This window comes from Ellagibacter sp. (assembly GCF_048412355.1).
Taxonomy (GTDB): domain Bacteria; phylum Actinomycetota; class Coriobacteriia; order Coriobacteriales; family Eggerthellaceae; genus Ellagibacter.
Genome location: NZ_DBFSAP010000022.1, coordinates 55,558 through 70,360 on the forward strand (window position 1 = coordinate 55,558; position 14,803 = coordinate 70,360).

The 14,803-nt window shown below is 61.8% G+C and carries 11 protein-coding genes; 1 reads left to right on the forward strand and 10 read right to left on the reverse strand.

The window, feature by feature from the left end; translation table 11 throughout:
* Window positions 1-61: 61 nt before the first annotated feature.
* The 7 genes from ACMRQN_RS03250 to ACMRQN_RS03280 all read right to left on the reverse strand — a co-directional run bounded on the left by ACMRQN_RS03250 (window position 62) and on the right by ACMRQN_RS03280 (window position 7,217).
* Window positions 62-1,843, reverse strand: coding sequence for a phosphotransferase (locus ACMRQN_RS03250; protein ID WP_418733798.1), 1,782 nt, complete (start codon window positions 1,841-1,843; stop codon window positions 62-64).
* Between the two features lie 98 nt (window positions 1,844-1,941).
* A complete protein-coding gene (locus ACMRQN_RS03255; protein WP_418733799.1) occupies window positions 1,942-2,784 on the reverse strand; it encodes a LicD family protein in 843 nt (280 codons plus the stop codon).
* A gap of 39 nt (window positions 2,785-2,823) precedes the next feature.
* On the reverse strand, window positions 2,824-3,951 hold the full coding sequence (locus ACMRQN_RS03260) for a glycosyltransferase (RefSeq protein WP_418733800.1): 1,128 nt from the start codon (window positions 3,949-3,951) through the stop codon (window positions 2,824-2,826).
* Window positions 3,951-5,324, reverse strand: a complete 1,374-nt coding sequence (locus ACMRQN_RS03265) for a lipopolysaccharide biosynthesis protein (protein ID WP_418733801.1) — start codon at window positions 5,322-5,324, stop codon at window positions 3,951-3,953. Before ACMRQN_RS03265 ends, ACMRQN_RS03260 begins: the two co-directional genes overlap by 1 nt.
* Window positions 5,321-6,124, reverse strand: coding sequence for a LicD family protein (locus ACMRQN_RS03270; protein ID WP_418733802.1), 804 nt, complete (start codon window positions 6,122-6,124; stop codon window positions 5,321-5,323). The genes ACMRQN_RS03265 and ACMRQN_RS03270 overlap by 4 nt, the downstream gene beginning before the upstream one ends.
* A complete protein-coding gene (locus tag ACMRQN_RS03275; protein ID WP_418733803.1) occupies window positions 6,114-6,521 on the reverse strand; it encodes a DUF2304 domain-containing protein in 408 nt (135 codons plus the stop codon). The genes ACMRQN_RS03270 and ACMRQN_RS03275 overlap by 11 nt, the downstream gene beginning before the upstream one ends.
* Entirely contained in the window at window positions 6,522-7,217 is a 696-nt protein-coding gene (locus tag ACMRQN_RS03280; protein ID WP_297150630.1) for a glycosyltransferase family 2 protein, read from the reverse strand. It lies immediately after the preceding gene.
* A 154-nt stretch (window positions 7,218-7,371) separates the two neighbouring features.
* Between ACMRQN_RS03280 and ACMRQN_RS03285 the strand changes: the two genes are divergently transcribed.
* On the forward strand, window positions 7,372-8,565 hold the full coding sequence (locus ACMRQN_RS03285) for a glycosyltransferase family 4 protein (RefSeq protein ID WP_418733804.1): 1,194 nt from the start codon (window positions 7,372-7,374) through the stop codon (window positions 8,563-8,565).
* 5 nt (window positions 8,566-8,570) lie between these two features.
* Here ACMRQN_RS03285 and ACMRQN_RS03290 read toward each other — a convergent pair whose 3' ends face one another.
* From ACMRQN_RS03290 to ACMRQN_RS03300, 3 genes are all read right to left on the reverse strand, one after another.
* Window positions 8,571-10,661 carry a DUF6541 family protein gene (locus ACMRQN_RS03290; RefSeq protein WP_418733805.1) on the reverse strand — a complete coding sequence of 697 codons (2,091 nt, stop codon included), beginning with the start codon at window positions 10,659-10,661 and terminating at the stop codon, window positions 8,571-8,573.
* A 101-nt stretch (window positions 10,662-10,762) separates the two neighbouring features.
* On the reverse strand, window positions 10,763-11,869 hold the full coding sequence (locus ACMRQN_RS03295; protein WP_418733806.1) for an AAA family ATPase: 1,107 nt from the start codon (window positions 11,867-11,869) through the stop codon (window positions 10,763-10,765).
* Between the two features lie 227 nt (window positions 11,870-12,096).
* On the reverse strand, window positions 12,097-14,763 hold the full coding sequence (locus ACMRQN_RS03300) for an RICIN domain-containing protein (protein ID WP_418733807.1): 2,667 nt from the start codon (window positions 14,761-14,763) through the stop codon (window positions 12,097-12,099).
* Between the last annotated feature and the right edge of the window lie 40 nt (window positions 14,764-14,803).

Genomic DNA, 14,803 nt, shown 5'->3' on the forward strand with positions numbered 1-14,803 from the left:
TCCTTTCAACCGATCAAAACCCGCCCTTCGAGCGGGCAAAACTAAGCGATGCAGGCGCTCCTTAGGCGACCTGCCCCGGCGTCGCGCCGTACAGCTTAAGCGCCAACGCCGAATATGCCTTCGCCGTGCGATACCACAGGTAGAGCCACTCGCCCACCGGATCGCCCGTCGATTCCTTGTAGAGCGCCCAGACGAACCAGTAGTACGCCGCGAGCGCGACATACGCCAGGCAGTGGCGCATCTCGGCATCGGTCGGGGTCCGCCCGAAGTAAAGCTCGATCACATGGCGCGCCTCGTCGACCGAGTAATCGGAGCAGCAAATGAACGTTCCCAGGTCGGAAGCATAATCCGACATTGCCGAATACTCCCAATCGATGAGATACATCTCCTCGCCGCGCACGAGGAAGTTCGGGCTGTAGAAGTCGTTGTGGCACAAGCACGGCTCGACGCGGTCCGCACGCACGAACGCATCGAGCACCCCGGCGTTGCGCCCGAGCTCCTCGCGATCGGGAAACGACGGATAGCTCTTCCTGCCGAGAAGCTCCACGATCGCAACCGCGTCGCGGTACGCGTCGAAGGACCACTCGCTTTTCGCGCCGCTGTTATGCAGGCGGCGACCCAGCTCCATCGCATGGCGCACGTGGTCCTCGTTGTGGTAGTCGAAGGGAACGCATCCGTCGATGAAGCGCGAAATCTTCCAACCTTCGGCGGGGTCCTCGTGGATGAAGGTGTCGTCAATGCCAAGCTTCTTTGCGATGACCTGCGAAAACGCCTCGCTTGCACGATTGATGATCTCATCGGTGCCCACGCCTGGGTGGCGATAGACGTACGACTTGCCGCGCACCGCGAAGCGAAACGACAGGTTCGTGAGCCCTTCCTTGATGGGCACGATGCCCTCGACGTCGCCGCGCGAGCATTCGAGCACGCGGCAGATGTTGTCGAGAATCGCGGAGTCGACGTTCTCGATGAAGTCGTGGTCAAACTCCTTCAGGTCGGCAATGGAGTCGAACTCGTAGATCACGCCCGGCTCGTAAGGCCGCATGACCATGCGCAGCTCGTCGAGGTGCGCGCGATAGATGTCCTCCCAGAGCTTCCCCGCGGTTTCGGGCCGATCGTACTCGTCGACGAGGATTCTCACGAAGGTTTCCGAGAACGCGCGGTCGAAATACACGTGCCCGAGCATGCCGTACTTGTCGCGGCCGCCGATGGTCACGCCCGTGATGCGCCCGTCGCGCGCGGTGTCGAGCAGATACTCGTTCGTCTCGCCCGCGAAGAACACGCCCGGGTAATAGGCCTCGAACACGTACGGCTCGAAGACGTTTTCGGTGAAATAGTCGTCCGACGAGCAGACGTAGGTGTTCCCCAGCTTCTCGCGCACGAGCATGAGGGTGGAATTGTTGTTGCGCACGGAGTATTCCGCATTGACGCGGATGGTCACACCGAACTTGTCCTCGAGGTAGAAGAAGGCTTCCTTCATATACCCCACGACGACGGTGATGTCGGTGATGCCCGCCTCCTGAAGCTGGCGGATCTGACGCTCGATGAGCACCTCGCCGCGCACGGTGAGCACGCCTTTGGGCTTCTCGTAGGAAAGCGGGGCGAAGCGAGAAGACAGCCCCGCCGCCATGATGATCGCGTTGTCGACCTTGTAGGGCGAAAGCGCCTCGAAGCCGGCGGGCGTCACTGAGAAGTTGTCCGCCAAGCCCGCGTCGACGAGCGAGCGATACGCCGTGTTCACCGTTCCAAGCGACAGGCCGGTTGCCGTCGCGATATGGCGCTGCGTGTGGACGGCTTCGTCGCGCAGCGCGTTGAGCACCTTGAACGTGCTTTTCGTCAATGTCATTGCATACTCCCCAGTAAATGAAACGAGGAGTATTCTAGCGGAAGGTGTTCAGTTTTGTAAAGTTTTAATCAGAAATTGAACAAATGCAGGTCAAAAGCTTAGGCGTACGGCCCGAAATCGAGCTCGACAGGCGCATGATTGCGTCGCGCCTCCACCGGGGGAAGCTTTCGCCACTCGCCGTAGAGCTGGCGCAGGAAGGCCTCGGGGTCGGCGGGCGCGGGGAACTCGCACCCTTCGAAGGTGACGGTCGAGGTCGGCAGCATCATCGAGCGCACGTAGGGCTCATAGGTCGCATACGCCATGACCACGAGGTCGTCCGAGGCAATTGAAGGGTCGTTTCCGCAGGTGGCAGCTTTGTTGAAGCGTGACGCGATCTTTTCGGGGGAATAGAGGCCGCGAGCTGCGAGGTGTGCTGCGCCGCAAGCCGCACGCTCGATCGCGCCGAGCGCTCCCTTGTGAGGCACGACGATGCTCTTCGCATGGGAAAGATACGACACGCTTTGCCAGAAACGGCAGTCGCGACGCTGCTTTGCCGCCGTCGCCGGGTCGGACGAGAGGGCGTCATAGGGCAGAAGGTCGACAAAGATTCCCTGGTCAAAGCCTGCTTCGATGGTCTCCTCCGTCGCGAAGCGCGTACCGCGAAGCCACACCTTGCCGAACAGCGCCGCCTGATGCGGGTTCGTCTCGGGAGTCGACACGACGTATTCCTCGCCCAAAAGCGCCGGCGCCTCGGCGACGAAGCGGTCGTAGTCCGCGCGCGGCATTCCCAAATCGATGTCGTCGTCCCACGGGATGAAACCCCCATGGCGCAGCGCCCCGAGCACCGATCCCGAATCGAGGAAGTACGTGATGCCCAGCTCGCGGCAAACGCGATCGATTTCCTTCAAGATGCGCAGCTCGAGCAGCTGGAGTTTCCTTAGGTCCCTATCATCGTATTGCATTGCATTTCCTCATCTATCTGCCCGAATAATCCTTGCAACCTACCATTGCGTGCGCTGACCCGCCGCCGCTGCCTCATAAAACGCCGCAAGGCGTGCCGAGGTGTCGGCGATGTCGAACCCGTGCGCGCGAACCTGCTCGCACGCGTCGCTGCGCGCAGAGTCCGCCGCAGCATGAAGCATCCGCACGCATTCGCCAGCCCATGCCTCGGCGCCTGCGGAAAGCGGCATGCGGCTCGTGCGGTCGCTCACCACCGCGAGCTCGGGCACGCCCGTCGAGACGATGGTCGGAAGCCCCGATGCCTGCGCCTCGACCGCCGAGAGGGCAAGCCCCTCGTTCACCGAGGGGAACACGAACGCGTCCGCCGCCCGCAGAAGCCGCGGCACGTCGTCCACTACGCCGAGGAAGCGCACCGCATCGCCCAGCCCCAGCTCATCTGCGCGCGCCTTCAGGGACTCTTCGAGCTCGCCGCGTCCGGCGCACAAAAGCGCTGCATCGGAGAGCTCGCGCGCTACCTGAGAAAACACCTGTAATAGGAACTCGTGGTTCTTCACGGGAATCAGACGGCCCGTATGGCACACGACAGGGCGGCCGGAAAGCCCCAGTTCAGCCTTCGCCTGCTCATGCGCAGCCTCGTCGCACGCATAGCGCGTCATATCGATGCCATTCGGCACGATGGCGAAGCGCTCGCCTTCCACAATCGCGCCCCCGAAGCGGTCGAGCCCCGCCTCACGCGAGCATGCCATGAAATAGTCAGCCACACGGCGCACGGGATGCGCAGCCACGTTGAAAGCAAGTCCCGCCAGGCCGCCCACGTAGTTCTGCGCATGGCTGTGCGCAATCGTGAAAGCTCCCGCCCGCTTCGCCTCCGAAAGGTAGACAGGCGCGCACGAGCCGATATGCCCATGCACCACGCGCCATTCCGGATGCTCGGCGAAAAGCGCGCGAACGCTGCGCCGATAGGCACCCGCATTCAACCCCGTGAAGCGCGGCACGCGGAAAAAGCGCCCGCCGAGCCGCTCGATTTCGGCATCGTAGTCGCCTTCGCGCTGCTCGTGCACGAGAAAGTCGAACTGGATGCGATCGCGATCCATCGCGCGGTAGAGGTTCATCACCATGGTCTCGGCTCCGCCGCGATCCATCACGCCGATCACCTGCAGCACACGCATCAGCAAGCCTCCTTAGCATCGGCCGCGCCGTCCCGTATAGCTTCGCCCTCGGCCCCGATGATGTGGTCGGGCCCCTTCTTCACGACTCTCGCCAGAAAGAACAGCAAGATTGCCACACCGGCGAGGCACGCACCCGCGCCCGCGAAGCTCACGCCGTTCATATCCCACCTATCCACGCAGAAAAACGTGAGCGGGATGACGGCGAGAAACGCGACGACGTTGCCCGCGAAGTTCGCCCAGAAATGGCGCAACGTAATGAGCAGGTCGCCGAAGAACCACAGAAACGCAGTGGCGGCGGTCGAGACGATGATCGGCTGCAACAGGTAGACGTAGGGCACGATGCTCTCGCCGAACAAAAGCGCGAGCGCCCAGGCGCCAATGAACTCGAGCACGATCGCGCAGGCAACCGTGACGCCCACGATGCCCGCGACCGTCTTCCCCAAAAGCGCCACGAAACCGCGCGCGTTCCCCTCGAAGAACAGCTTCGGGAAGATGTCGAGCAGCGGCCCGTAGAGATACTGCGCGCCCATCTGGATGACGAGCGCGGGCGCGGCGACCGACGAGTAGATACCGAGCGCCGCCGAACCCACGGTGAGCGCCAGGTACTGCTTGGGGATCGCGAAGATGGCGCTCGCCGCCACCGAGGCGACCACGGCAGGAAGCGAGGTCTTCAGGAAGAAGAGCGCCTTCTTGCGGGAAAGCGAGATGCGCACGGGCTCGAATCGCTTGCAGTGCGGCAGGTCGAAGGCGAAGAGCACGACCGCCGCGGCGACGAGCATAGCGATAATCGCCGCATCGAGGTTGCGCGTCGCCCAGTAGATGACCACGAACGCCACGAGGGTCGAGGTGCCCTGCAGGATGAACGACTTGCCGATGTAGTCCATGCGGCGGTTGATCTGGTCGACGCCGTGGAGGATGTCGATCACGAGCCCCACGCCCTTGAAGGCGTAGAAGAGCGCCACCGTGATGAGCGCCTCGGGAGCGCAGGTGAGGGCCGCATATATCATGCAGGCAACGAACGCGCCCGCAAGCGTGAAGCAGCGGAATCCCATGTACTCGCCCACCGTGTTCTCGCGGCGGATGTCGGAGATCTGGTAGGTCCCCATCTTGTAGTTGGCGAAGGTGCCGAAGATGCCCACGACCGACATGGCGAGCGAGAGCAGGCCCGCATCGTCGTAGCCCGACGACAGGCGCACCACGAAAATGGTGGTGAACCACTGGCAGGCGAGGTAGGTCATAGAACCGATGGAGTTCCAGATCATGTTCGCCTTCACGGAAAGCTTCTCAGGCACCTCGGTTTCTACCGCCGCGTCGGCTTCGAGCGCATCGCTGGCCTGCGAAGCGGCTTCCCGAGGCGTTTTCGCATCGCTCATAGGCGATAGGCTTCCATCACGTGCACGGCGCGATCGGACTCGGCGGGCGGCGTGCGCCAGTCGCCGTACTCGATGGTAAGGAACTCCTCAGCCCCGGCGGGAGCTGTGTACTCGCGGTCCTCGAACTTCATGCGCACAGGCTTGAACAGGCTCTTTGGGTACGTCTTGTTCGGATTCCCCTCGCCAACGACATCGATGACGCAATCGGAAGCGCCCTCGTTCACCTCGCGCGCGATGCCGTCGAGCTTCGCCGCGAGCTTGTAGAGATCGGCGTGCTTCGCAAACGGGCACACGATCTTCTTCGCCAGGCGGACGACGGCGCTCGAACCCACCGTCGGGTCGGCCACGGCGAAGCTGCGCCAGAGCCCCACACGGGAGTGCTTCTTGAGAAGTCCCGCGCGTGCCGGATCGAAGTTTTCCAAGGGGAAGATGTCCACCCACACGCCCGTGGCCGCCTTCTTCCCCACGAAGTTCTCGTAGATGATCGTGGTCGTGTCGACGATCTTCGCAAACTGGTAGATCGACGATTTGTCGCGATAGGACACGAGCTTGAAGCGCTCGGAGGTGCGCCACTCGTTGAAGTGGTCCATGAGCAGCTCGTACTGGTCGCGCATCATGACGATGTCCATGTCGTCGTCCCACGGGATGAAGCCCCCGTGGCGCACAGCGCCGAGAAGCGTGCCGTAGCCTAAGAAGTATTCCACGCCATGCGCGGCGCACACGCGGTCGATCTCGTCCATGATGTCGAGCTCGATCGCCTTCATGTCGTCGACGGAGAGGCGCTCCATGTTAGTCCTCACCTGCGCCTACGTTCGCGTCCACAGGCTTGTTCGCAGCCTCGCCCGCTTCCGTATCCGTGTTCTCTATAGCGTCCAGCTCGGCAAGCGCCTCGGCCTGCGCGAGCGCCGCGACCTTGTTGCGCAGCTGCGAGAGCTCGACGGTGGTGAAGAACTCGCGCACGAGCAGGATGGCGATGATGGCGAGGAACACGCAGTTCGACGGCGATTCGATGCCGAAGATGTTCGAGAAGAAGAACGCGATGTGTGGGAACACCGCCAAAAGCAGGATGACGAGCGCGAAGATGAACCAGAACGTGCTGTCGGCGATCTTCAGCTCGGAGTGGCGGATCTTGCGCAGGACGTAGATGAAGACGAGCAGCGCACAGACGATGAGCGTGATTCTGAATAAGAGGGTCATTTACTTTCTCCTCCTGAACCATTGCACGATGAGAATGGACAGGCTGATGCGCAGCATGTAGGACACCGATTTCGTGAAGTTGAGGTAGCTCTCGCCGGCGGTGCGCTCGCGCATCTCCACCTGCATCTCCTCCACCTTGTAGCCATGGCGCATGAGAAGCGAGATGGTGTCGGGCTCGGGGCCGAAGTCGAGCTCGTTGGCGAACAGCGGGATCATCTTCGAGTCGAACAGGCGCATACCCGACGTGGGATCTTGGATGCGCTTGCGCGTGGTCACGAAGATCATCGCCGTGATGAGCGCCGAGCCCGCCATGCGCGCGGAGAAGGGCTTCTTGCAGTCGGCGAAGCGCGATCCCACGACCACGTTCGCGCCAGTTTCCTCCGCGACCTCGACCATGTCGTCGATGTAGGCTGCGGAATGCTGACCGTCGGCGTCGAACTGGATAGCGTAATCGTAGCCGTGCGCGTACGCGTACTTCATGCCTGTCTGGAACGCCCCGGCAAGACCGAGGTTCACCGGCAGCGAGATCAGATGATAGCCTCGCTCGCGGCAGATGGCGGCGGTTCCATCCTTCGAGCCGTCGTTCACAATGACGTAATCGATGTCGGGCGCGTTCTTCCGCAGATCCTCGATCGTCGATACGATGTTCTCCTCTTCGTTATACGCAGGTATAACGGCGAGCACTCGTTTGTTCATAACCTTCCAACCTGATACCGTGCAGCCCCTCGAGCGAGCGCGGTGAGCTGCGTGAAATTTGACACACGATTCTTTATTTTACCTCTTTTCGATATCGTTCACGGACTCAACCTATAATAAGGGCGAACGAAGAGAGGACCTTCAGGAGGAAATTGTGGCGACCCCCGCTGAAAATCGCACGGCGCAAAGCTTGCGCATCTGTTTGTTCTCGGCGCTTTACCGGCCGAGCATGGGAGGCGTGGAAACCTACACCGAAAGCCTTGCGCGCGCATTATACGAGATGGGAGCCGAGGTAACGGTTGCAACTTGCAATACCCACGACCTCGCCGCGCGCGAGCGCGAGGACGGCGTGAACGTCGTCCGCTTCCCGTGCAAGCCGCTTTTGGGGGGTCGGTTTCCCTTCGTGAAGAATGACGAGGAAGCGAAGCGGTTGTGGAAGCATCTTGAAGACGAGCACTTCGATTACGTGATCGCGAACACGCGCTTCTACACCCTGACCGAGCGTGCGCTCGACTTCGCGGCGCGCACCGGCGTGGTGCCGCTGCTCATCGAGCACGGGTCGGCGCACCTTACGATGGGTAGCGCCCTTATCGACCCGGCGGTGCAGGCGGTCGAGCATGCGCTCACGAAGCGCGATCTGCGCTACCCATTCGTCGCGTACGCCGTGTCGAGGAAGGCGAGCGCATGGCTCGGGCATTTCGGGATCGAGTCGGCGGGCGAGCTTCCCAACTCGATCGACGCCGATGCGTACACGGCCCAGGCGAGCGCGCGAGACTTCCGCGCCGAGCTGGGCATTCCCGCAGATGCCCTCACGGTTGCCTTCGCGGGGCGCCTCGTTCCCGAAAAAGGCGTGGTTGAGCTTGCCCAGGCCACAGCGGCGATCGCCGAGCACCCGGATGCGGGCGGGCGTGCCGTGCATCTTATCATCGCGGGCGCGGGCCCCAAGCAGAGCGACATCGAGCGAATCGGATGCGGAAGCGTCCATCTGGCAGGGCGGCTGGAAAGGCAGGACTTGGCGGCGCTCATGTCGCAGGCCGACGCGATGGCGCTGCCCTCCCGGTCGGAAGGCTTCGCCACGACTCTGCTCGAGGCCGCGGCGTGCGCCACCCCCGCGATCGTCACCCCCGTCGGTGGCACCGACGAGCTCGTAAGCGACGAGCGCTTCGGCACCATCATTCCCGATGCGCGCACCGAGACGGTCGAGGCAGCGCTGCGCGAGGCGGCACGCAACCCGCAACGACTCGCTGAGCAGGGAGCGAACGTCGCGAGGCGCGTGCGGGCGGAATACAGCTGGAGGCGCACCGCCGAGCGAGCGCTCGCCGCGTGTCGCAAGGCGAACGAGAAGTAAGGTTCCTAGTCGTCGATCGCGGTGATGCGGTACAGGCGCATGTCGTCGCGCGCGAGCACCACCTCGAACCCGGGCGTGGAGTCGCGCACGTAATCGATGCCGCACCACAGGCTGTTGTCGTCGTAGGTGAAGAAGAAGTTGCTGTCGGGATCGGATGGGTTGTACCATCTTCCCTGGTCAAGCAAAAGCAGGTACTCGGCTCCGACGTTCTCGACGGCTTCCTTCACCCGATCGTCGTAGGAAATGCTGTCAAGGCGGCTGCGGATGAGCGCGCTGTCCCCGGTTTCCCCACCTTCGCCATAGGTGCGCAGGTAGCGATAGTACGTGCGCATGCCGTCGACCACGTAGCAGAAGCAGCTGCCGTCGTTGGGATTGTTGATGACGACGGCATCTTCGGGAAGAATCTGCTCGACCTCGGCGACGAATTCCTTTTCCGCGGTCGTGTAGATATAGTCCACGTTGTTCTGCCACGAAAGCCGCTGCCAGACCAGCGTCATCGCCCCGCGGCCCATGTTGGGAACCTCGCTCGACGGATTGATGTCGGTGCGCGGGTCATCGAGGAAAAACGTTCCCCACACCAGCACAAACGCGCAAAGAGCGCATGCGATGGAAGTCGCCCACACAGGTGCCTTGTCGCGCGAGCGGGAAAGAAGCCGCGCAATTGCGCGCGCAACGAGCGCTATGCCCATCGCCGCGAGGGGGATACCGAAGATGGCAGCCATCGCCGCCACGCGGTAGTAGTCGGTGTACCAAAAACCGGTCAGCAGATGCTGCAGGCGGCCGGAGGTCGACACGTCGACGATGAACATCCCACAGGCGAGCACATACGAGGCAGAAAGCCACAGCCAACGGCGCTCCTTGAACGTCCAGAACATGCCCACGAACACGAACACCATGAGCACGAGCTGCACGCCGTCGTCCATGAACCCGAGCATGAGCGTATGGAGCAGCGCCTCGAGCGGATACTGCGCGGCACCCCACGAGTGTTCCACCACCGCGCTCAGGAAGGGCAGATGGTACACCACCCACCAGATGATGCAGATAAGGACGGCCGCGACCGCCGCGAACAGGATGCGCAGCCGCCATTTCGCCGCTCCCTCGCGACGGAGAAGGTCGGCCGCGATTGCCGCCCGGTAGATGCAGAAGGGAATGAGCCACACGGCTACGACGAACACGGCGTTCGGCTGCGCGAGCGCCAAGGCGATGATACCGATGACGAACAGAGCCCCCGCGCAGATGCGCTCACGGCGCGAAATTCCCGTGCGCAAGATCGCCACGAACAGCGCCGCTACGAGCGGCAGCAGGCAGTAGGCGGACGTGTTCGGGAACAGCGGGCCCCAGGCGAGCAGCATCCAGGGAAAGGCCGAGAACATAGGCGCGCAGGCGGCGCCCCAGCACACGATGTCGCGACGCCCTTGGAAGACGATGCGCATGAACGCGAACATGCTTGCAGGCAGCGCCAGCGCCACGAACACGAAGTTCGCGGCATTTTCCGAAAGCGGAATGGGGACGTCGAGCAGGCTCACCATGAAGGCCGCGACGTTGTACCAGGCCGTCGGGTAGAAGCCGCCGCCGGGAAGCGGGTTGATCGCCGCGTCGGCCGCGCCCGCATAGAGCGACGTGCTGAAAGGCGACCAGTTCCCCGTCTCGACGAAGCAGCGAATCGAGCCTAAATGGCTCACGTTGTCGTATTCCTGCATGTAGTTCGAGGGGTCGCCCAGAAACGTGGTGAACATGCCCACCGACACGACAACGCCCACCAAAAGGTAGAGCGCGAGCGCGCACAGGTCGAAGCGGCATGCCTCGCGGCTGCGCTCACCGAAGCGACGGCGAGACAGGTCGCGTGCGCGCACACGACCGACGATGCAGATGATAAGACCCACCGCGAGCTGGGGGAAGAAGATTGTCGCCCAGTTGGTGTTGATACCCAGGGCGGCGTATGCCAGACAAAGGGCGATCGTCGCCGGAATGCCCAGAAGCGGCGCGAAGGCGATAGCCGACGCCACGTGCATACGAAGGCCCGCAAGCACGAGCGCTCCCGGAACGAACAAGAACACAGCCCCCGCAAACGCAGCAGCGAAGAACAAACCCCACATACCTTACCTTCCTAAACATCGCACAGCGCGATGCGAAATCACAAATTCAAGCCAACGAGGGCGCCGCATCGGACGCCCGCATGCCAAACTCAGTCATTATACTATCGTTTCTCTTGCAGGTACTTTGCCATCCCAGGCAATGCGAATGAGAATTCGCCAGCCACAGGCTCATCGATCACGCCTGCTTCAAGCAAACGCTTTTTGTAGGTCGACACCCAACTCGATTTCTTTCCTGTGCGTTTCGCTATCTCATCCCGAGGAGTTTGGCCCTCGCTATTCATTGCCCTTAGAAAAGCCACGTCTCCCTTGGACAGCTCGGAGCAGGTGGCGCTCAAGACCCTGTCTTCAAATTCCATCCGCGCGACTTGAATACCGCTTTGAACGTGGTTCGCCGTTATCGTCTTTTCTCGACGAGAAGCATTCCAAGAGCGGTAGCCAACCAGCTGGAACATGAACGGGAAACCGCCTATTGCTTCGCACGCTACATCCAACGCATCGTCGTCGATGGTTTTGCCAGCATCTTCTATGGTCAAGCGAAACGCCTCGTACACCTCATAATCGGGAATTGTACCCAGGTCATGCCTTGCAGCACGCCTTAAAAACGAGGTGGACTTTCCGGAAAGCAAAGCGGAAACCTTAGAGGGCAGGCCAGCCATCAGCAATGCAACCTTCTTCCCTTCGCGGACGAAGTGCTGGTAGGTAGTCACCAGTTCGACCATTTCCGAAAGATCGCCGTCAATTTCATCGACGGTAATCACGACACCCGTCTGTGTTTCTTCAAGCTGGCTGAATATCGCATTCATTTTCGTTCGCCAGTTCCCGGAGGCAACATTGTTTTCCCACGACACGCTTGCGATCGAAGCCACGCCGATGCCGGTAAGCTTCCTGGGACAATCAGCGGCGAGCAAGTGGGACGCCGCATCGCCGATTCTCTGAAGAATGTCATCGAGCATTCCACGAGACGCCGTCGTATCCGCGACTATCCACCCCTCTTGCTGGGCGCGATAACCAAGATAAGTAAGAAGCGCCGTTTTGCCGGTGCCGCGGGCACCAACGAAAATAGAGCAAAGATTCGGATTGGACTCAGGGAACTCAAACGCTTGGACCATTTCGTCGATGAGAAGTTCCCGGCCAGCCATATATGCAGGAACCTTCCCGAACATCGGGGTGAACGGATTTGTCTGATTATAAGCAGTTGCCGCAGACATGCATGGCCTCCTTTGGAGAATCGACTTCCCAAATATCATAGCGCAGTAATCATTGTTTCTCTTGAGCGACTTTAATTTTTTTGAGCATTGTTGACTTTTTTGACTTTCGTTGACTTTTTTCTGCGCGTATCTCAGTTTTCAAGAAACTTAAATGTGCACGTTTCTATGAGTTGACAGCAAAAAGGGCCCGCTTTGAGCGAGCCCTTAATCAAATGAAGCGCAAGGAACTACCAGTACCAGGAATTCGGCAGGGCGCTTGTGGCCACGATCACGCCGTCCTTGTAGTACTCGCGCTGCGCGGCGGCGGAGTGCGAACCCGTCCACCAGGAAGAGACGTCGATGTAGTCGTACCAGTCGGGCTGGATGCCCCAGATGTCGCAGTTGAGCGTGCGATCGTAGTTGTCGACGACGATCTTCACGGGGAAATCCCAGTCGTTGCGGAAGCGGAAGTCGGAAGAGCCCCAGTTCACCATCGCGTCTTGCCCGATGGGCACATATGTGGAAGGCGTCGTGTGGTTCTGACGCTCCACGATGGTGAGGCCCGCGCGAACCACCGCGCCGTAGAGCGTGGTGGACGCCTGGCAGATGCCGCCGCCATAGCCCGAGCCGCCGACGACGCCGGCGATAAGGTAGCCCTCGGCCGCGCCGCACGGTCCGCAGGTATCGAAGAACGACACCGTCTCGCCCGGCCACACGACCATACCGTCGAAGTTGGAAAGCGCACGCGACATGTTGTACCACCCGTTGAACGTGTTGGTGGAAACGGTCGAGAAATGCGCGAGAAGATCCGAGAAGTCATCGGGGACGTACGTCGTGGGAGTCAGCACGAAGCGCTGCGCGATGGAATTGTTGCGCGTGTAGACCTGCACGTTCGTACCGCTTTCCGCAATGCCGTCGGCAATGTCGAGCGCGAGGCCGTTACCCTTGCACACGAAGCTAAACGACCGGTCGCCCGCATACTTCGGGTACCATTTCTGCGCGTCGTTGCCGAACGGCGTGCACTGCCACACGTTCGTGCCGGGGGTGCGGCCGCCGTTGGCCACATCGAGCACCTTGCGCGAGAAGGGGAACGCGATCGTGTAGGAACCGTCGGCGTTCGCCGAGATCTTCACCACCTGCGCGTTCGACCCGTTCTCGGTATGCAGCTGCACGTTCGCGCCGCTTGTGCGGGAGGCATCTTGCACGTCAAGCTTCACCGACGGATTGGTGTATGCGCCGATAGTGTAAAAGCCCTCGATGATAATCGGAGTTTTCTTCAGGATGAACGACGATGCGTCCGCACTCGAGCCAAGTACAACGTTCTTCCCCGAAAGGGAGAGCGCGAACTCGCCGCTCTTCGAGGTGATGCGGTACGCGCCGTTTCCAAGCGGCACGAGCTTCCACAGCTGGGAATCGGCCCCGTCGGCGGTCTGCTGGCAGACGTTCGCGCCCGCCGCAGCGCTTCCGCCCTCGATTGCGAGCACATTGCCCGAGCACAGCGACTCGATCGTGCAGTAGCCGTCGTCGCAGGTCGTCACGTGCCACTTCTGCGCATAGCCGCCATTGTCCGTGTGAACCTGCACGTTGGCGCCCGATTCGGTTGATGCGTCGAACACGTCGAGGTCGGTACCCTTGTCGCTCGAAAGCGCAAGCTCGTAGGTGCCGTCGGCGTACGTGCTCTCGCACGGGCTGAAGACGAACGATTGGGCGATGGCCCCGTTCGGAGTCCACGTGCGCACGTCCGTGCCCGCGGCGCAGATTCCGTCGGCGATGTCGAGCGCGAGCACGTTGCCCTTCGAGATAAGCGAGAAGGAGCCGTTGCCATTGTCGACGAGGCGCCACTTCTGCATGCTGTTGCCAAACGGCGTGCATTGCCACACGTTCGTGCCAGGAGTGAGCCCACCATTGGAAACGTCGAGCACGAGCCCCGAGCCCATCGAGGTGATGGTGTAGTAGCCCTCAGAGTCGGGCTCGATATACCACTTTTGGGCCTGCGAGTGGTTGCTGGACCACAGGCGAACGTCGGCACCGGAGACAAGAGAGGCATCTGCTACGTCGAGCGCGTAGGATGTGTCGCCCGCGGCGCAGATTTCGTAGACGCCTGCGGCGAGCAGGGCCTCGGGGGCAGGGTCAGAAACGGGCGTGAGCGCGAAACGCTGCGCGGGAGCGCCATTGACCGTGTAGGTCTGGATGTTCGTGCCTGCAACCGCAAGCCCGTCGGCGATGTCGAGCGCGAGGCCCGAAAGCTTGGAGACGAGCGTCACCGAGCCGTCCGCCGCACGCGTGATCTTCCACTTCTGAGCATCATTGCCGAAAGGCGTGCACTGCCACACATTCGTGCCAGGGGTGCGCCCGCCGTTGACCACATCGAGCACCTTGCCGGTTGCTACCGAGGTAATCGTGTAGTAGCCCTCGCCCACCGACTCGATGCGCCACCTCTGGAAGAGCGTGCCGTTCGCGGAAGCGAGCTCAACGTTCGCACCCGAGTAGAACTGCGAGCCTGCCGTGGAGAGCACGGCCTTCGTATTCGCAGCAGCAGAAATCACATACACGCCTTCGAAGGACTCCTCACCTGCGGTTTCACCTTCGCCTGCGGCACCGCCCTCGCCTGTGGCGGAGGGTTGTGCGGCCTCGGGTCGCGCGGTCTCGGGCACGGCAGGCGCGACGGCACCGGCAGCATCAGACTGCGAAGGCGTTGCGACCTGGGATGTTCCCGCGTCCGCCCCCGCGCTGCCCGCGGCTAAGGAGCCCTCTGCCGCGGCATCCGCCGAGGGCGCGCCTGCGACCGCCGAACCATCGGATGCGCCGGGGGCTTCCTCGGCGAGCGCGCCCGCAGGCACGCACCATACCGAAAGCGACGCTGCGAGCAGCACCGAGAGCAACCGCTTCGGTCCCTTCAACTTCGGTCCCTGCATTCTCTCCCCTTTCCTGTCGACGGAGAGCCTCAAGCGCCAA

Bases quoted from the DNA above. Each gene is read 5' to 3' on its own strand.
- ACMRQN_RS03250 (WP_418733798.1), bottom strand. From the start codon at position 1,843: ATGACATTGACGAAAAGCACGTTCAAGGTGCTCAACGCGCTGCGCGAC.
- ACMRQN_RS03300 (WP_418733807.1), bottom strand. From the start codon at position 14,763: ATGCAGGGACCGAAGTTGAAGGGACCGAAGCGGTTGCTCTCGGTGCTG.
- ACMRQN_RS03290 (WP_418733805.1), bottom strand. From the start codon at position 10,661: ATGTGGGGTTTGTTCTTCGCTGCTGCGTTTGCGGGGGCTGTGTTCTTG.
- ACMRQN_RS03295 (WP_418733806.1), bottom strand. From the start codon at position 11,869: ATGTCTGCGGCAACTGCTTATAATCAGACAAATCCGTTCACCCCGATG.
- ACMRQN_RS03265 (WP_418733801.1), bottom strand. From the start codon at position 5,324: ATGAGCGATGCGAAAACGCCTCGGGAAGCCGCTTCGCAGGCCAGCGAT.
- ACMRQN_RS03275 (WP_418733803.1), bottom strand. From the start codon at position 6,521: ATGACCCTCTTATTCAGAATCACGCTCATCGTCTGTGCGCTGCTCGTC.
- ACMRQN_RS03255 (WP_418733799.1), bottom strand. From the start codon at position 2,784: ATGCAATACGATGATAGGGACCTAAGGAAACTCCAGCTGCTCGAGCTG.
- ACMRQN_RS03260 (WP_418733800.1), bottom strand. From the start codon at position 3,951: ATGCGTGTGCTGCAGGTGATCGGCGTGATGGATCGCGGCGGAGCCGAG.
- ACMRQN_RS03280 (WP_297150630.1), bottom strand. From the start codon at position 7,217: ATGAACAAACGAGTGCTCGCCGTTATACCTGCGTATAACGAAGAGGAG.